General features: G+C 63.4%; 15 protein-coding genes. 10 read left to right on the forward strand and 5 right to left on the reverse strand.

Annotation, left to right across the window (positions count from 1 at the left end; all coding sequences use genetic code 11):
- Positions 1–33: 33 nt before the first annotated feature.
- Together leuS and NKG95_RS01195 are read left to right on the forward strand one after the other, a co-directional pair.
- A complete protein-coding gene (leuS, locus tag NKG95_RS01190) occupies positions 34–2,658 on the forward strand; it encodes a leucine--tRNA ligase (protein ID WP_352814991.1) in 2,625 nt (874 codons plus the stop codon).
- Positions 2,645–3,226, forward strand: a complete 582-nt coding sequence (locus NKG95_RS01195) for an LPS assembly lipoprotein LptE (RefSeq protein ID WP_023719713.1) — start codon at positions 2,645–2,647, stop codon at positions 3,224–3,226. The genes leuS and NKG95_RS01195 overlap by 14 nt, the downstream gene beginning before the upstream one ends.
- 101 nt (positions 3,227–3,327) lie before the next feature.
- Here the strand turns inward: NKG95_RS01195 and fsa are convergent, their stop codons facing one another.
- Entirely contained in the window at positions 3,328–3,981 is a 654-nt protein-coding gene (gene fsa / locus NKG95_RS01200; protein ID WP_352640105.1) for a fructose-6-phosphate aldolase, read from the reverse strand.
- A 90-nt stretch (positions 3,982–4,071) separates the two neighbouring features.
- Between fsa and NKG95_RS01205 the strand changes: the two genes are divergently transcribed.
- The gene (locus NKG95_RS01205; protein WP_352480965.1) at positions 4,072–6,255 is read left to right on the forward strand and encodes a primosomal protein N'; all 2,184 of its coding nucleotides are present in this window, start codon (positions 4,072–4,074) and stop codon (positions 6,253–6,255) included.
- Between the two features lie 8 nt (positions 6,256–6,263).
- Here NKG95_RS01205 and NKG95_RS01210 read toward each other — a convergent pair whose 3' ends face one another.
- Both NKG95_RS01210 and NKG95_RS01215 read right to left on the reverse strand, forming a co-directional pair.
- Positions 6,264–6,719 (reverse strand): type II toxin-antitoxin system VapC family toxin, encoded by a 456-nt coding sequence (locus NKG95_RS01210; RefSeq protein ID WP_023719710.1) that lies wholly within the window; start codon positions 6,717–6,719, stop codon positions 6,264–6,266.
- Positions 6,716–6,961 (reverse strand): type II toxin-antitoxin system Phd/YefM family antitoxin, encoded by a 246-nt coding sequence (locus NKG95_RS01215; RefSeq protein ID WP_023719709.1) that lies wholly within the window; start codon positions 6,959–6,961, stop codon positions 6,716–6,718. Before NKG95_RS01215 ends, NKG95_RS01210 begins: the two co-directional genes overlap by 4 nt.
- 214 nt (positions 6,962–7,175) lie before the next feature.
- Between NKG95_RS01215 and NKG95_RS01220 the strand changes: the two genes are divergently transcribed.
- The 7 genes from NKG95_RS01220 to lepB all read left to right on the forward strand — a co-directional run bounded on the left by NKG95_RS01220 (position 7,176) and on the right by lepB (position 14,030).
- Positions 7,176–7,571 carry an AGROH133_08824 family phage infection protein gene (locus NKG95_RS01220; RefSeq protein WP_023719708.1) on the forward strand — a complete coding sequence of 132 codons (396 nt, stop codon included), beginning with the start codon at positions 7,176–7,178 and terminating at the stop codon, positions 7,569–7,571.
- A gap of 246 nt (positions 7,572–7,817) precedes the next feature.
- Complete coding sequence (locus NKG95_RS01225) at positions 7,818–8,378, forward strand: F0F1 ATP synthase subunit delta (RefSeq protein WP_023719707.1); 561 nt, start codon at positions 7,818–7,820, stop codon at positions 8,376–8,378.
- Positions 8,378–9,907, forward strand: a complete 1,530-nt coding sequence (gene atpA, locus NKG95_RS01230) for a F0F1 ATP synthase subunit alpha (RefSeq protein ID WP_023719706.1) — start codon at positions 8,378–8,380, stop codon at positions 9,905–9,907. The genes NKG95_RS01225 and atpA overlap by 1 nt, the downstream gene beginning before the upstream one ends.
- Before the next feature lie 28 nt (positions 9,908–9,935).
- Entirely contained in the window at positions 9,936–10,820 is an 885-nt protein-coding gene (locus tag NKG95_RS01235; RefSeq protein WP_023719705.1) for a F0F1 ATP synthase subunit gamma, read from the forward strand.
- 67 nt (positions 10,821–10,887) lie between these two features.
- A complete protein-coding gene (gene atpD, locus NKG95_RS01240) occupies positions 10,888–12,453 on the forward strand; it encodes a F0F1 ATP synthase subunit beta (RefSeq protein WP_352494126.1) in 1,566 nt (521 codons plus the stop codon).
- Between the two features lie 102 nt (positions 12,454–12,555).
- A complete protein-coding gene (locus NKG95_RS01245) occupies positions 12,556–12,963 on the forward strand; it encodes a F0F1 ATP synthase subunit epsilon (protein WP_023719703.1) in 408 nt (135 codons plus the stop codon).
- An 89-nt stretch (positions 12,964–13,052) separates the two neighbouring features.
- Positions 13,053–14,030: a signal peptidase I gene (gene lepB / locus NKG95_RS01250; protein ID WP_502913913.1), complete on the forward strand. Its 978-nt coding sequence runs from the start codon at positions 13,053–13,055 to the stop codon at positions 14,028–14,030.
- 1 nt (position 14,031) lies between these two features.
- Here lepB and uxuA read toward each other — a convergent pair whose 3' ends face one another.
- Together uxuA and NKG95_RS01260 are read right to left on the reverse strand one after the other, a co-directional pair.
- Entirely contained in the window at positions 14,032–15,210 is a 1,179-nt protein-coding gene (gene uxuA / locus NKG95_RS01255) for a mannonate dehydratase (protein WP_352494127.1), read from the reverse strand.
- On the reverse strand, positions 15,207–16,709 hold the full coding sequence (locus tag NKG95_RS01260) for a mannitol dehydrogenase family protein (protein WP_353039732.1): 1,503 nt from the start codon (positions 16,707–16,709) through the stop codon (positions 15,207–15,209). Before NKG95_RS01260 ends, uxuA begins: the two co-directional genes overlap by 4 nt.
- Positions 16,710–16,756 lie beyond the last annotated feature (47 nt).

Below are 16,756 nucleotides of genomic sequence, written 5' to 3' on the forward strand. Positions count from 1 at the left end.
GGCTCGCGCATGCTTTTAAGTGAAAAACACCCGATGGCAACCGAACGATACAATCCGCGCGCGTCAGAGCTCAAATGGCAGAAGGCCTGGGACGCCAAGAAGCTGTTCGAAGCCGACAACGATGACCCGCGCCCGAAATACTACGTGCTGGAGATGTTCCCCTATCCATCGGGGCGCATCCATATCGGCCATACCCGCAACTATACGATGGGCGACGTGGTGGCGCGCTACAAGCGGGCCAAGGGTTTCAACGTGCTGCACCCGATGGGCTGGGACGCCTTTGGCATGCCAGCCGAAAACGCAGCAATGCAGAACAAGGTCCATCCCAAGGACTGGACCTATCAGAACATCGCTGCCATGCGCGAGCAACTCAAGGTCATGGGCCTGTCGCTCGATTGGGCACGCGAGTTCGCTACCTGCGATGTCGATTATTACCACCGCCAGCAGATGCTGTTCCTCGATTTCGTCGAGAAGGGCCTGGTGACGCGCAAATCCTCCAAGGTCAACTGGGATCCGGAGGACATGACGGTGCTTGCCAACGAGCAGGTCATCGACGGGCGCGGCTGGCGCTCGGGCGCGCTGGTGGAACAGCGCGAGCTGACGCAATGGTTCTTCAAGATCACCGACTATGCGCAGGATCTGCTGGATTCGCTCGACCAGCTCGACGACTGGCCGGAAAAAGTGAAGCTGATGCAGGCGAACTGGATCGGCCGTTCTGAAGGCCTGCTGATCCGCTGGCCGCTGGCCAAGCCAGTCGCCGGCGAGCATGAGCTCGAAGTCTATACGACAAGGCCCGACACCATCTTCGGCGCCTCCTTCATGGCGATTGCGGCCGACCATCCGCTGGCCAAAAAGGCGGCCGAAGACAATCCGGCGCTGGCAAAGTTCATCGACGAGGTCCGCCACATGGGCACGTCGGTGGCGGCCCTGGAGACGGCCGAGAAGAAGGGCTTCGATACCGGCATCCGCGTCGTCCATCCGTTCGACGAGAAGTGGACGCTGCCCGTCTATGTCGCCAATTTCGTGCTGATGGACTACGGCACCGGCGCCGTTTTCGGCTGCCCGTCCGGTGACCAGCGCGACCTCGACTTCGCCAACAAATACGGCCTGCCGGTCATTCCAGTGGTGATGCCGGAAGGCGAGAATCAAGGAAGCTTCCAGATCATCGACGAGGCCTATGTCGGCGACGGCGTGATGATCAATTCGCGCTTCCTCGACGGCATGAAGCCGGATCAGGCATTCGACGAGGTGGCGAAGCTGCTCGAACAGAAGACCATCGGCAACCGGCCGATGGCCGAGCGCAAGGTGAATTTCCGCCTGCGCGACTGGGGCATTTCGCGCCAGCGCTATTGGGGCTGCCCGATCCCGATGATCCATTGCGAGGATTGCGGCGTTGTGCCGGTGCCGAAAGCCGACCTGCCGGTCAGGCTGCCTGACGATATCGAGTTCGACCGGCCGGGCAATCCGCTCGACCGTCATTCGACATGGCGGCACGTCAAATGCCCGCGTTGCGGCAAGGATGCGCGGCGCGAAACCGACACGATGGACACGTTCGTCGATTCGTCGTGGTATTTCGCGCGCTTCACCGCGCCCTGGGCCAACGATCCGACCGATCCCAAGGCCGCGACTGAATGGCTGCCGGTCGACCAGTATATTGGCGGCATCGAGCACGCCATTTTGCACCTGCTCTATTCGCGCTTCTTCACCCGCGCCATGCGCGAGACCGGCCATGTCGATCTCGCCGAGCCGTTCAGGGGCCTGTTCACGCAAGGCATGGTGGTGCACGAGACCTATCGGGTTGGCGGCGCCTCGAACGGCCGCTGGCTTGCGCCGAGCGAGGTCAGGCTGGAGGACGCCGACGGCAAGCGCCGCGCCTTCGAAATCGCCACTGGCGAAGAGGCGGTGATCGGTCCGCTCGAAAAAATGTCGAAGTCGAAGAAGAATACCGTTAGCCCGGAAGAGATCACCGACGGCTACGGCGCCGATACGGCGCGCTGGTTCATGCTGTCGGACTCGCCGCCCGAACGCGATGTCGAATGGACCGACGAGGGTGCGGCCGGCGCGCATCGCTTCATCCAGCGCATCTGGCGGCTGGTGTTGACGGCTGCCGATTCGCTCGCCGGAGTTCGGCCAGAGGCGGCGAAGGACGGCGAGGCCGGAACAGTGTCCAAGGCCGCGCACAAGATCCTCAAGTCTGTCGGCGAGGATATTGAAAAGCTCGCCTTCAATCGTGCCATCGCCCGTATCTATGAGCTCGCCAATGCCTTGACCGTACCGCTCAACGAGGCAGCCGAAGGCAAGGCCGGTCCGGCGCTCCAAGCGGCCTGCCGTGAAGCCGTCGAGATCCTGGTGCACCTGATCGCGCCGGTCATGCCGCATCTGGCCGAGGAGTGCTGGCAGACGCTCGGCGGCACCGACCTTGTCGCCGAACGGCCCTGGCCGGACTACGATCCCTCGCTTGTCGTCGACGCCGAGATCGTGCTGCCGGTCCAGGTCAACGGCAAGAAGCGCGGCGATTTGACAATTGCCCGCGACGCGGACCAAGGTGCGGTCGAAAAAGCGGTTCTGGCTCTCGACTTCGTGCAGAAAGCGCTCGAAGGTAAGGCACCGCGCAAGGTGATCATCGTGCCGCAGAGGATCGTCAATGTTGTTGCCTGATCCGAAAAAAGCGGAGCTGACGCCGCGCCGTATCATGCTCTACGGGCTGCTCGCTTCGGTGGCGCTGGTTTCCGCCTGCACGGTGCGGCCGCTCTATTCAAGCGCGCCGCTGATCGCCGGCTCTCAGGTCGGCGCTGCTGCCGAACTGGCATCGATCTCGGTCAAGCCGGTCAAGACCCGCTACGCCCAGCAGGTCCGCAACAATCTGATCTTCGCGCTCGGCCAGGGCGCCGGCGAGCCTGCTTCGCCGGTCTATTCGCTTGATCTCGGCGTCTCCGAACTCGTCGAATCGGCGGCAATCGAGCAGGTCACGACCGACGAGGACGAGCCGACCGCCGGCACAGTGACGCTGACCGCCAACTATGTGCTCAGCGATGCCAAGACCGGCACGGTCATAGCGAGGGGCAAGCGCTCTATCCCGTCCTCATACGATAGGCCGCGCCAGGAATTCGCGTCATATCGGGCGCAGATCGACGCCGAGAACCGCGCGGCGCGCGAACTGGCGGATGTGCTGCGGCTGTCGATCGCCCAAGATCTGATCAAGCACGGCAAGCCGGCGGCAAGCTAGGTCTTTCCATCCTGGATTGAAGCGCTCCGTCTGTGGCGGATTGCGCTGTCAGCAAGAGGCCGATTGCTCGGCCTTTTTTGTTCGACGTAGGATATTTCGCTTCAGCCGATCTTCTGGCCGGTCTTTGCCCAGTCGGCGAGAAACTGCTCCAGGCCCTTGTCGGTCAGCGGGTGCTTGACCAGCGCCTTGAGCGTCGCCGGCGGGGCGGTGATGACGTCGGCGCCGATCAGTGCCGCCTGTTTGACATGGTTCACCGTGCGCACAGAAGCGGTCAGGATTTCGGTCTGGAAATCATAATTGTCGTAGATGGTGCGGATATCGGCAATCAGTTCCATGCCGTCCCAACCGCTGTCGTCGATGCGGCCGACGAAGGGCGAGATGAAGGAGGCGCCGGCCTTGGCGGCGAGCAGCGCCTGGGTGGCCGAGAAGCACAGCGTGACGTTGACCATGCGGCCGTCCGACCGGATGTCCTTGCAGGCTCTCAGGCCGTCGAGCGTCAGCGGCACCTTGATGCAGACATTGTCGGCGATCCTGGCCAGGATCTTGGCCTCCGTCATCATATCCTTGTACTCGGTGGCAACGACTTCGGCTGAGACCGGTCCCTTGACGATCTCGCAGATCTCTCTGGTGACGTCGGCGATCTTGCCGCCCGATTTCAGGATCAGCGACGGATTGGTGGTTACGCCGTCGAGCAGCCCCAAATCGTTCAGCTCACGGATTTCCTTGACATCGGCGGTGTCGACAAAAAATTTCATGGCGGTCTCCTGAAGATTTTTCATGTGCAGGTCATGCACATTCGGGGTCGGACTTTGATCTAGACCAAAGTCGGGGCAAGGTCACGCCTCATGATCGAAGATTCGCCCTTTGTCGCGGCCGCACCGGTGCTGGTCCCAATGCCTGCTGAGCGCCCCTACACCTATGCTGTGCCGGCTGGCATGCGCGTGGTGCCGGGCTCGATCGTGCGCGTTCCGCTTGGGCCCCGCCAGGTCGCCGGCATCGTCTGGGACGGCGCCGTCGAAAAGGTCGACGCGAAGAAATTGCGGCCGATCGAGCAGGTTTTCGACTGCCCGCCGATCGACCGCGCGATGCGGCGTTTTGTCGATTGGGTGGCGCAGTACACGCTGTCGCCGCCCGGCATGGTGGCGCGCATGCTGCTCAGGGCGCCGGAGGCGTTCGATCCGGAGCCGTGGATCGAAGGGCTGCAGCGCACCTTCGCCAAGCCCGACCGGATGACGGAGGCGAGGACGCGCGTGCTGGAAACGGCCGAAGGTGGGCTCGCCTGGACGCGGTCGGGCCTGGCGCATGCGGCAGGCGTGTCGTCGACGGTGGTGGACGGGCTGAGGGCGCAGGGGGTATTCGAGACGGTGATGATCCCGCCGCGGCCGGTGGTCGCAGCACCCGATCCCGGCTACGCCGTGCCGGCACTGATGCCCGACCAGAGCGATGCCGCCGAGATGCTGCGCGCCAATGTCGCGGCCGGCATATTCGGCGTCACTCTGCTCGACGGTGTAACCGGATCCGGCAAGACGGAGGTCTATTTCGAGGCGGTTGCGGCCGCGCTCGATCGCGGCACGCAAGTGTTGATCCTGCTGCCGGAAATCGCGCTGACCCACGCCTTCCTCGAGCGCTTTCAGGAGCGGTTCGGCGCCAAGCCGGCTGAGTGGCACTCGGACCTGCCGCCAAGAATGCGCGAAAAGGTCTGGCGGCAGGTGGCGGAAGGCGGCGTGCGGGTGGTCGCAGGCGCGCGCTCGGCGCTGTTCCTGCCGTTCAGGGAGCTTGGGCTGATCGTCGTCGACGAAGAGCACGACCCCGCCTACAAGCAGGAGGATCGCGTCTTTTACAACGCGCGCGACATGGCCGTGGTGCGCGGCCATATCGGCGGGTTTCCGGTCGTGCTCGCCTCGGCGACACCGTCGGTCGAAAGCCGGGTCAATGCCAGCCAGGGCCGCTACAGCAGGGCGGTGCTTTCGGCGCGCTTTGCCGAGGCGGCACTTCCCGATCTCAAGACGATCGACATGCGCCGTGCGCCGCCTGCACGCGGCGGCTTCCTGTCGCCTGTACTGCTCGGCCATATACGGCAGACGCTGGAAAGAAAGGAACAGTCGCTGCTGTTTCTCAACCGGCGCGGCTATGCGCCGCTGACGCTCTGCCGGGTCTGTGGCCACCGCTTCGGCTGTCCGGTCTGCTCGGCCTGGCTGGTCGAGCACCGCTTTCGCGGTCAGCTCGTCTGCCACCATTGCGGGCACAATGAACGCCGGCCCGAGGCCTGCCCGGAATGTGGCACGCTCGATCATCTGGTCGCCTGCGGGCCGGGCGTAGAGCGCATCGCCGAGGAGGTCGTCGCGCATTTCCCTGATGCCCGCACCATCGTACTGTCGTCCGACCTGATGGGCGGCGTGCGGCGGCTGCGGCTCGAGCTCGAAGCCATAGCCAATGGCGAGGCCGACATCGTCATCGGCACGCAACTCGTCGCCAAGGGCCACAATTTCCCCAACATGACGCTCGTCGGTGTCGTCGATGCCGATCTCGGCCTGGCCAATGGCGACCCACGCGCCGCCGAGCGCACCTTCCAACTGCTCAGCCAGGTGACCGGCCGCGCCGGCCGCACCGGCAAGAAGAGCCTTGGCCTGCTGCAGACCTTCCAACCCGACCACCCGGTGATGCGGGCGATCGTCTCCGGCGATGCCGAGGCCTTCTACGAGCGCGAGATCGCCGAACGCGAGCGGGCGGGGCTGCCGCCCTTCGGCCGGCTCGCCGGCGTCATCGTCAGCGCGGCGACCCGGGCGGAAGCCGAAGGGCACGCCCGCGGCCTGCGCCGTGCCGCGCCGCAAGCCATCGACCTGTTCGTCCTCGGTCCGGCCGAGGCGCCGCTGTCATTGATCGGCGGCCGCCATCGCTTTCGCCTACTGATCCAGGGCGAGCGGCGCGCCGATATGCAAGGGTTCATCCGCACCATGCTGGCCGAGGGACCGAAGATAAGGGCCTCGGTGCGGGTCCAGGTCGATATCGACCCGCAAAGCTTTTTGTAAGGTGTCGATTACCCTTTCGAGACGCGTTCGGTGAATGGGTTCAGGTAAGGCACGTCGAGAATCGCAAAATGCCGGGTGTTGGCCGTCAAAACTGACAGGCCGTGCAAACGGGCGGTAGCTGCGATCAGAATGTCCGCCAGTCCCGGATTGGCGCCTCTGGCGATAGTGGCGTCTTCCAGTTTTCCGGCTTCTCGCGCGATTGCTAAATCGATGGGAAGGATGCGCTGGTTGAACTCTAGAAGCAACCTTTCGAACCACTCATTGATGCGCTCCGCCTTCATATGCCCGCCCGCCCGCTTCAGTTTCGCGATTCCTCGTTCCACCTCCAAGATGACGATCGACGAGAGCTGCCAAGAGCCGCGTTCTCCTTGTACAGCAACCCAGTTCTGCACGTGTGACGGAAGCAGAGGCCGACCAGGTGCAAATGCCGAGAGAAAAGACGTATCAAGCAGATAGCCGGTCAAAACTCCACTTCCCGCGACGGCGATTCGTTTCGCTCAAGCTCGATGCCGCCTGGATACCGAAGCAGGAAATCCACGAAGTCTTTTTGGCTGTTCTGCGGATAAAGTTTCCGTCCCTCACCGATTGGCACCACCATGACTGCGGGCTTGCCGTGCTTGGTGATAACCGTGGGCTCACCGTTCTCAGCGGCCTCCACGAGCGCGGAAAGGCTGGCCTTTGCCTCTCGCAGTTGCATCGTCTTCATGCGCGGAACCCCTTGTGGTCTCATGTAGTCACAATATAGGAATTGTGCAGAAAAAAACAGCCCATTGTTTACGTCCTGTTAGCCCGGTCGAGACAACGGTCGCGCTCGCGTTGAGCTGACGCGCCCTGCAAATTGCCGACGGCCCATCTGGCGCATGTCAGTTGCTTCGCTAGAATGCCCGAAATTTTGAATATCCATTTACGAGGGGACAAGGATGGAATTTGCGTTTCCATGGCCGATGAGCCAGGGCGAGTGGCTGGCATGGTCGAGCGCGGTCGCGACTCTATTGCTCGGCCTGTTGCTATTCCTGGCTCCACAGCTGGCGTTCCGCATCCTGCGGCTGCAGGTCAGACCGGAGAAGGCAGCGGCGATCGCCGAGGGGCGCGGCCGGATGTCGGGCTTCTATCTCGGCGTCAGCCTGTGCTGCATCCTCTTGGCGCAGCCGCTGCTCTACATGGCGCTCGGCTTCTCCTGGCTATTCACCGCCTTCGGCCGGCTGCTGTCGATGATGTCGGACGGCGCCAATACGCCGTTCAACTGGGCATCCATCGTCGTCGAGCTGGTGCTGGCGGCGCTGCCGCTTGCGTTCGCCTTCGGCTTTTTGCCCTGAATCACAGAGCAATCCGGGGTTGGTTGCTGAACTCGGCGAGCGGATGCGACAATAGTGCCTGAAAACCATGCCGGACGACGCATTGCGGTCTGAAAATGCCTGTGCTAGACGGCAATCGACTTTCGACCGGGGATAGCGGAAGCCGCGCCTCCGTGCTTGGAAAAATGCAGTAAGGTCAAAGATTTAGCCAGAGTTTTTGCTCGCGCCAACAATCTGCGGCCTGTCAGACAAGAGAAAAGACGGTCCGTGGCCCAATCGTCATCGCCAATCTCAGGTGTCGCAGAACGCTATGCGGGTTCGCTGTTCGAACTCGCGCTGCAGGCCAATTCGGTGGCCAGCGTCGAGACCGACCTCAACAGTTTCGAAGCGATGCTCGAAGGCAGCGCTGACCTTTCGCGGCTGATCAGGAGCCCGGTTTTCTCCAGCGAAGACCAGGCCAAGGCGATCGCCGCGATCGCCGACAGAGCGGGGATCACGGGCCTCACTGGCAATTTCCTGCGCGTCGTTGCCCAGAACCGCCGGCTTTTCGCCGTGCCAGGAATGATCAAGGCGTTCCGCCAGATCGCCGCCGAACACCGCGGCGAGACCGCCGCCGAGGTCACCTCGGCGCATGCGCTGACGCCTGCCCAGGAAACCGAGCTGAAAGCGGCGCTGAAAAGCGTCGCCGGCAAGGATGTGGCGATCACCGTCACCGTCGATCCGTCGCTGCTCGGCGGGCTGGTGGTCAGGATCGGCTCGCGCCAGATCGATACGTCGCTCAAAACCAAACTCAATTCGCTCAAGCTTGCACTGAAAGAGGTCGGCTGATGGACATCCGCGCCGCGGAAATTTCCGCAATTCTGAAAGACCAGATCAAGAATTTCGGCAAGGAGGCCGAGGTCTCCGAAGTCGGCCAGGTGCTGTCCGTCGGTGACGGCATCGCCCGCGTCTATGGCCTCGACAATGTCCAGGCCGGCGAGATGGTCGAGTTCCCCGGCGGCATCCGCGGCATGGCGCTCAACCTCGAAGCCGACAATGTCGGCGTCGTTATCTTCGGCGCCGACCGTGACATCAAGGAAGGCGATACCGTCAAGCGCACCGGCGCCATCGTCGACGCGCCTGTCGGCATGGGCCTGCTCGGCCGCGTCGTCGATGCGCTCGGCAACCCGATCGACGGCAAGGGCCCGATCCAGGCCACCGAACGCAAGCGCGTCGACGTCAAGGCGCCCGGCATCATCCCGCGCAAATCGGTGAACGAGCCGATGTCGACCGGCCTCAAGGCCATCGACGCGCTGATCCCGGTCGGCCGCGGCCAGCGCGAGCTGGTCATCGGCGACCGCCAGACCGGCAAGACCGCGATCATCCTCGACACCATGCTCAACCAGAAATCGGTGCACGACAACGGCCCGGAGAAGGAAAAGCTGTACTGCGTCTATGTCGCCGTCGGCCAGAAGCGCTCGACCGTGGCGCAGTTCGTCAAGGTGCTGGAAGAGCGCGGCGCGCTCGACTATTCGATCATCATCGCTGCGACCGCGTCTGATCCGGCGCCGATGCAGTTCCTGGCGCCGTTCACCGCCTGCACCATGGGCGAATATTTCCGCGACAACGGCATGCACGCGCTGATCAGCTATGACGATCTGTCGAAGCAGGCCGTCGCCTATCGCCAGATGTCGCTGCTGCTGCGCCGTCCTCCGGGCCGCGAGGCCTATCCGGGCGACGTTTTCTACCTGCACTCGCGCCTGCTCGAGCGCGCCGCCAAGCTCAACGACGACAATGGCGGCGGGTCGCTGACGGCGCTGCCGATCATCGAGACGCAGGCCAACGACGTGTCGGCCTATATCCCGACCAACGTCATCTCGATCACCGACGGCCAGATCTTCCTGGAAACCAATCTGTTCTTCCAGGGCGTCCGTCCTGCGGTCAATGTCGGTCTGTCGGTGTCGCGCGTCGGCTCTTCGGCGCAGATCAAGGCGATGAAGCAGGTTGCCGGGTCGATCAAGGGCGAGCTCGCGCAGTACCGCGAAATGGCTGCTTTCGCGCAGTTCGGCTCCGATCTCGACGCCGCCACGCAGCGCCTGCTCAATCGCGGCTCGCGCCTGACCGAGCTTTTGAAGCAGCCGCAATTCTCGCCGCTCAAGGTCGAGGAGCAGGTCGCGGTGATCTTCGCCGGCGTCAACGGCTATCTCGACAAGCTGGCGATCAACCAGGTCGGCAAGTTCGAGCAGGGGCTGTTGTCGCACATGCGCTCGGCCGGCAAGGACGTGCTCGACGGCATCCGCAAGGAGAAGGCGCTGTCCGACGATCTGCGCGCCAGGCTGAAGGCAGAGATCGACGCCTTCGCCAAGACCTTTGCTTGAGTGGGCCGGACGGGATCAGGTTTGAAGCATGCCTTCGTTAAAAGACCTTCGTAACCGTATCGCCTCGGTCAAGGCGACGCAGAAGATCACCAAGGCGATGCAGATGGTCGCCGCGGCGAAGCTGCGCCGCGCGCAGGAAGCGGCTGAAGCGGCGCGTCCCTATTCGGAGCGCATGGGCGCGGTGCTGGCCAACATCACCCAGGCGATCGGCGGTGGCGGCGATGCCCCGGCGCTGATGACCGGCACCGGCAAGGACGACGTGCATCTGCTTGTCGTCTGCACGGCCGAACGCGGCCTGTGCGGTGGCTTCAATTCGCAGATCGCCCGCTTTGCCCGCGACCACATCCGCAAGCTTCTGGCCGACGGCAAGCAGGTCAAGATCATCTGCGTCGGCAAGAAGGGGTTCGACATATTGCGCCGCGACTACGGGGCGCTGATCATCGAGCGTGTCGATCTGCGCGAGGTCAAGACGCTGGGCTTCGTCAATGCCGATGCCATCGCCAAGAAGGTGATCCACCTGTTCAACGAAGGCGGCTTCGACATCTGCACGCTGTTCTATTCGCAGTTCAAGTCGGTGATCAGCCAGATCCCGACAGCGCAGCAAATTATCCCGGCGGGCGTGGTTTCGGATGCTGCTGAAGCGAAGGATGGTGGCAGCGCTGTCTACGAATACGAGCCGGAGCCGGGCGAAATCCTCTCCGATCTCATCCCGCGCAACATCTCCGTGCAGGTCTTCCGCGCGCTGCTCGAGAATGCGGCCGGCGAGATGGGCGCCAAGATGAGCGCCATGGACAATGCGACGCGCAATGCCGGCGACATGATCAACAAATTGTCGATCACCTACAACCGCCAGCGGCAGGCGCAGATCACCAAGGAATTGATCGAAATCATTTCGGGCGCCGAGGCGCTCTAGGCACGCTCCCAAGGAGGTCATCGACCTCAAGCGTGTGAGAAACAAAGAGACGAAAAGGGTAAAGACGATGGCGAAAGCAGCGACCCCGAAGACGGCAGCCCCTAAGGCCGCGGCACCAGCAAAGGCTCCGGCGGCAGCAAAGGCCGCTCCGGCCAAGAAGGCGGCAGCAACCAAGGCCGCCGCCGTGAATACGCCGGCCGCTACCATCAAGAAAACCGGCTTGGCGGGCAAGGTTCGCCAGGTCATCGGCGCTGTTGTCGACGTGCAGTTCGGCGAACATCTGCCGGCGATCCTGAACGCGATTGAGACGATCAATGTCGGCAATCGCCTGGTGCTCGAAGTGGCCCAGCATCTCGGCGAAAACACCGTACGCTGCATCGCCATGGACTCCACCGAAGGTCTGGTTCGCGGCCAGGACGTCTATGACACCGGCGCGCCGATCACCGTGCCGGTCGGCCCTGGCATGCTCGGTCGCATCATCAACGTCATCGGCGAGCCGGTCGACGAGGCAGGCCCGGTCGACGGCATCGAGATGCGCTCGATCCACCAGCCGGCGCCGACCTATGTCGAGCAGTCGACGGAAGCGCAGATCCTGGTCACCGGCATCAAGGTGCTCGACCTGCTGGCCCCCTATGCCCGCGGCGGCAAGATCGGCCTGTTCGGCGGCGCCGGCGTCGGCAAGACGGTGCTGATCCAGGAACTGATCAACAACGTCGCCAAGGCGCATGGCGGCTTCTCGGTGTTCGCCGGCGTCGGCGAGCGCACCCGCGAAGGCAACGACCTCTATCACGAGTTCATCGAGTCCGGCGTCAACAAGAAGGGCGGCGGCGAAGGCTCCAAGGCCGCGCTCGTCTATGGCCAGATGAACGAGCCGCCGGGCGCGCGCGCGCGCGTCGGCCTGACCGGCCTGACGGTTGCCGAATACTTCCGCGACCAGGGCCAGGACGTGCTGTTCTTCGTCGACAACATCTTCCGCTTCACGCAGGCGGGCTCGGAAGTGTCGGCGCTGCTCGGCCGCATTCCTTCGGCCGTGGGCTACCAGCCGACGCTGGCCACCGACATGGGCGCGCTGCAGGAGCGTATCACCACGACGACCAAGGGTTCGATCACCTCGGTGCAGGCGATCTATGTGCCGGCCGACGATTTGACCGACCCGGCACCGGCGACTTCATTCGCCCACCTCGACGCGACGACCGTGCTCAACCGCGCGATTTCGGAAAAGGGCATCTATCCGGCGGTCGATCCGCTCGATTCGACTTCGCGCATGCTCGACCCGATGGTTGTCGGCGAGGAGCACTACCAGGTCGCGCGCCAGGTGCAGTCGATCCTTCAGCGTTACAAGTCGCTGCAGGACATCATCGCCATCCTGGGCATGGACGAGCTGTCGGAAGAGGACAAGCAGACGGTTGCCCGCGCCCGCAAGATCGAGCGCTTCCTGTCGCAGCCCTTCTTCGTCGCCGAAGTGTTCACCGGCGCGCCGGGCAAGTTGGTCGACCTCGCCGACACCATCAAGGGCTTCAAGGGCCTTTGCAACGGCGATTACGACCACCTGCCGGAGGCCGCCTTCTACATGGTCGGCGGCATCGAGGAAGCGGTCGAGAAGGCACAGCGCCTGGCGGCTGAAGCGGCGTAAGCCAAAGCGAATAGCGAATAGGGAGTAGCGAATAGGGGTCTATGAGCCGGACGAGTTTCTTCACTACTCGCTACTCACTATTCCCTATTCGCTAAATTGATCATGCCTGAAGCTTTCAAGTTCGAACTGGTCTCGCCGGAGCGCCTCTTGGTTTCCGAGCAGGTCGAATCCGTCGTCATCCCAGGCGCCGAGGGCGAAATGACCGTGATGGCGCATCACGCACCGGTCATGACCACGATCAAGCCGGGCGTCGTCACGTTGAAGACCGCTTCCGGCAAGGAAGAACGCTACGTGGTGTTCGGCGGCTTTGCCGACATCGTTCCGGCCGGCTGCACGCTGCTGGCGGAATCGGCTGTGGCCGTCGGCGACATCGACCGCGCCGAGCTTGCCCGCCGCATCCAGGAGGCGAGGGAAGACGCCGCCGACGCCAAGGACGACCAGACCCGCAGCAAGGCCGAGCAGTTCCTTAACCAGCTCACCACGCTTGAAGGCGCCATCCTGCCGGCTTAACGCGAAGGATCAGTTCGGCGTCGAGAAAGCGAGGCTTGCCTCGCTTTTTTATTTGGTGAACAGTCAGGCTGCCTTGGCGTGGGGGGCCGATGACAGAACAAACAGTGCAACAAGAAACAGTCTCGCGATCCAGATGGTCGACGGCCCTGGTGTCGGCCCTTGGCGGCCCGTTTGGCGGATTTCTATGGATTGGCGCTGGCAAACTGGCTGTCATAAGCCTGTTTGTGACCAGTGCTGTCAGCATCGCGCTTTGCTACATCGGAATTCCGGTGGTGCCGGGCATGGATCTTGCGGCGGCGGGCAACTTTTCAGGTATCGGCTTGATGATCCTGTGGGCGACGCTCGTTGTTCCCTTTGCGCATCGGTTCAAGCCGGACAAATGGTATGCGCAAGGGGTGTCGGTGTTCGTGTTGGCGTTTTACGCCTCCATCGTGGCTGCGTTTGTAATCCGCTCGTTGGTGTTCCAATCGTTTTCGATCTCGTCTGGCAGCATGACGCCGACGTTGCGGGAGGGCGACTATCTCTTCGTGTCCAAATCCGCATACGGCTACAGTCGCTACAGCGTGCCCTTCAACGTGCTCTCATTTGACGGGCGCCTATTGGGCGCGGAACCCAAAAGGGGAGATGTGGTGGCATTCAAGTTCCCGCCCGATCCGAGCGTGAACTACATCCAGCGGATCGTCGGCTTTCCGGGCGAAAAGATCCAGATCATCGACGGGATGCTTTACATCAACGAGGTAGCGGTGGGGCTCGAGGATATCGGCTCTTTTTCGTCCGAAGAGTTCCCCGATCCAGTCAAACTTCAACGTGAAACTTTGCCAGAGGGCGTGTCCTACACCGTTCTCAACCTGACAGATTCATCCATCGGGGACAACACGAACTCGTGGATCGTGCCCGCAGGCCACTATTTTGCACTTGGCGACAATCGGGACAATTCCTCCGACAGCCGATTCAGCGTCGGGTTTATTCCCAGTGAAAATCTGGTCGGCAAGGCCGTGCGGCTGTTCTGGAATTCTAAAGGCGTCGACTATTCTTCCCGGCAAGTATTGGATCCGTCAGGCAAATAGCTCACACCGTCAGCGCTTCCACGGCGCGCATGACGCCGCGCAGTTCGGCGAGGCCCTTCAGGCGGCCGATGCAGGAATAGCCGGGGTTCACCTTCTTGCCGATGTCGTCGACAATGGCATGGCCATGGTCCGGACGCATCGGAATCTGCCAGTCCGCCCTGCCTGCCGCCTTGCGCCGCCGCTCCTCGCCAATCAGCGCCGACACGACCGCCACCATGTCGGTGTCGCCGTCGAGGTGCTCGGCTTCGTGGAAGGAGCCGTCGGGCTCCTTGGTGACATTGCGCAGATGGGCGAAATGGATGTTCTCGGCGAAAGCCTTCGCCATTGCCGGCAGATCGTTCTGCGCGCTCGCGCCGTAGGAGCCGGTACACAGTGTCAGTCCGTTAGCCGGCGAAGCGACGGCGTCGAGCAGCGCGCGGGCATCGGCTGCCTTGGAAACGATGCGCGGCAGGCCGAACAACGAAAAAGGCGGATCGTCGGGGTGGATCGCCATCCTGACGCCGGCCTCTTCGGCAACCGGCACGATCTCGCGCAGGAAGGCAAACAGGTTTTCGCGCAGTCCTTCGGTAGAGACGTCCTTGTAGAGGTCGAGGGCGCGGCGGAAGCTCGCTCGATCGAAGATGAATTCGCGCGCCGGCACCCAGCCGATCAGGTTGAGCTCCAGTCTCGCCTTGTCGCTTTCGCTCATGCCTTGCAGCCGCACACGCGCCGCCTCGACACGGGCCGGCGGGTGATCGGCCTCCGCCCGTTTTCGCTCGAGGATGAAGACGTCATAGGCGCAGAGCTCGACGACATCGAAGCGCAGCGCCGTGCCGCCATGCGGCATCGGATAGTCGAGGTCGGTGCGCGTCCAGTCGGTGATCGCCATGAAATTATAGCAGATGGTGTTGATGCCGGCGGCAGCGACGGCGCGGATCGAGGCCTTATAATTGTCGATCAGGGTGCGCCAGTCGCCACTGCGGGTCTTGATGTCCTCGTGGACGACGATGCTCTCGACCACGTCCCAGGTCAGGCCTGCTGCCTCGATCTCTGCCTTGCGCCTGGCGATCTCGTCCGCCGGCCAGGCGCGGCCGTCATTGAGGTGATGCAGCGCGCTGACGATGCCGACGGCGCCGGCCTGACGGACATGGGCAAGCGTCACCGGGTCGTCGGGCCCGAACCAGCGCCAAGTCTGTCTCATGGCTTCTCACTCCCTATGCCAAGCGCCGCCAAGGCAGCGGCAGGCCCGCCCCGCCGCAGGCGCTCGAGATGGGCTGTCGTCAGATCAATCAGTGTCATGCGCTGGGAATGGTCCCTGGCGAAGCCGGCGAGATCGAACATCGCTGTCACAGCTTCATCAGCCGGCCGGCTGCCGAGCGCCGTAAGCCGAGTGTCGATCGGGTCGGTGAAATGGGCTTCGGGCAAGGTCTTGCCGCGCGCCTCGCAAGCGGCGATCCAGGCGGCCACCACCAGCATCAGATGGGCTGGGGGATCACCGGCACTCAGCCGCTCGACGGCCGAGGCGACGATGCGCTGTGGCAGTTTCTGGCTGCCGTCATTGGCGATCTGCGCCGTGCGATGGGCCAGCGCCGTGTTCGAGTAACGTTCGGCGAGCTGGGCCGTGTAGCCGGCCGTATCGAGCCCGGCGTCCTGCGGCAGCGTCGGGATCGCCTCGGCCCACAGTCCGTCGACGAATTGCCGGATCGCCGGATCGGCAAAGGCGCGGTCGACCGTGTCGTAGCCGCTGAGCAGGCCGAGATAGGCGATTGCCGAATGCGAGCCGTTGAGCAGCCGCAGCTTCATGTCCTCGAACGGCCCGACGTCGCCGACCATAGTGACGCCGAACTTTTCCCAGGCCGGCCTGCCGGCCGGAAAGTCGTCCTCGACCACCCATTGGCAGAACGGCTCGGTCATCACCGGCCAGGCATCCTCGACGCCGAGCTCTACGGCGATACGCGCCCGGTCGGCATCCGTGGTCGCCGGCACGATGCGGTCGACCATGCTCGACGGAAAGGCGACGCCGTCGGCGATGTGTGCGGCGAGCCTGGCATCGCCTGAAGTGGCGAGCCTGGAATCGCGCAGTGCGGCGAATTCGACCAGCAGGCGGTGCAGCGTGGCGCCATTGGCCGGAAGGTTGTCGCAGCAGAGCACGGTGAAAGGCTGGATGCCGGTGGCACGGCGGCGCGACAGCGCCTCCGTCAGGAAACCATGCCCCGTTCGTGGCATTTGCGGGTTAGCCAGATCATGGACGATGTCGGGGTGGGTATTGTCCAGTCCGCCGCCGGCTGCCCTCAGATAGGCCTTTTCGGTGATCGTCAGCGTGACGATACGGGTGAGCGGATCGGTCAGAGCGGCGAGCACCGCAGCCGGATCTTCCGGCGCCACCAGCAGCGACAGGATCGAACCGACGACGCGCAGCTCTTCTTCGACGCTGCTCCTGATCGCCAGTGTGTAGAGGCCATCCTGCGGCGCCAATGCGTCGCGCGTGTCTGGACTGCGCAAGGACACGCCGACAATGCCCCAGCCTGTCTCTCCAGCCGCCAGACAGTCGTCGACATAGGCCGCCTGGTGGGCGCGGTGGAACGCGCCGACGCCGAGATGGACGATGCCTGGCGCAATAGCGCCGCGGTCGTAGCGGGGAACCGCGACCGAAGCCGGCAGTGCCTTCAGCGTGCTGTTGGAAAGGCGTCTATTGGTCATTGCGCGGCGTGTCTGATCGAGGTTGCTGGGTCACTGTTGGCAGGCGG

Origin of the sequence: Mesorhizobium sp. M1423, from assembly GCF_040317575.1 — a bacterium.
GTDB lineage: Bacteria > Pseudomonadota > Alphaproteobacteria > Rhizobiales > Rhizobiaceae > Mesorhizobium.

Excerpts from the sequence above, each read along its gene's own strand:
- leuS (WP_352814991.1), top strand. The coding sequence starts at position 34 with ATGGCAACCGAACGATACAATCCGCGCGCGTCAGAGCTCAAATGGCAG.
- NKG95_RS01195 (WP_023719713.1), top strand. The coding sequence starts at position 2,645 with ATGTTGTTGCCTGATCCGAAAAAAGCGGAGCTGACGCCGCGCCGTATC.
- fsa (WP_352640105.1), bottom strand. The coding sequence starts at position 3,981 with ATGAAATTTTTTGTCGACACCGCCGATGTCAAGGAAATCCGTGAGCTG.
- NKG95_RS01205 (WP_352480965.1), top strand. The coding sequence starts at position 4,072 with ATGATCGAAGATTCGCCCTTTGTCGCGGCCGCACCGGTGCTGGTCCCA.
- NKG95_RS01215 (WP_023719709.1), bottom strand. The coding sequence starts at position 6,961 with ATGAAGACGATGCAACTGCGAGAGGCAAAGGCCAGCCTTTCCGCGCTC.
- NKG95_RS01220 (WP_023719708.1), top strand. The coding sequence starts at position 7,176 with ATGGAATTTGCGTTTCCATGGCCGATGAGCCAGGGCGAGTGGCTGGCA.
- atpA (WP_023719706.1), top strand. The coding sequence starts at position 8,378 with ATGGACATCCGCGCCGCGGAAATTTCCGCAATTCTGAAAGACCAGATC.
- NKG95_RS01235 (WP_023719705.1), top strand. The coding sequence starts at position 9,936 with ATGCCTTCGTTAAAAGACCTTCGTAACCGTATCGCCTCGGTCAAGGCG.
- atpD (WP_352494126.1), top strand. The coding sequence starts at position 10,888 with ATGGCGAAAGCAGCGACCCCGAAGACGGCAGCCCCTAAGGCCGCGGCA.
- NKG95_RS01245 (WP_023719703.1), top strand. The coding sequence starts at position 12,556 with ATGCCTGAAGCTTTCAAGTTCGAACTGGTCTCGCCGGAGCGCCTCTTG.
- lepB (WP_502913913.1), top strand. The coding sequence starts at position 13,053 with ATGACAGAACAAACAGTGCAACAAGAAACAGTCTCGCGATCCAGATGG.
- uxuA (WP_352494127.1), bottom strand. The coding sequence starts at position 15,210 with ATGAGACAGACTTGGCGCTGGTTCGGGCCCGACGACCCGGTGACGCTT.
- NKG95_RS01260 (WP_353039732.1), bottom strand. The coding sequence starts at position 16,709 with ATGACCAATAGACGCCTTTCCAACAGCACGCTGAAGGCACTGCCGGCT.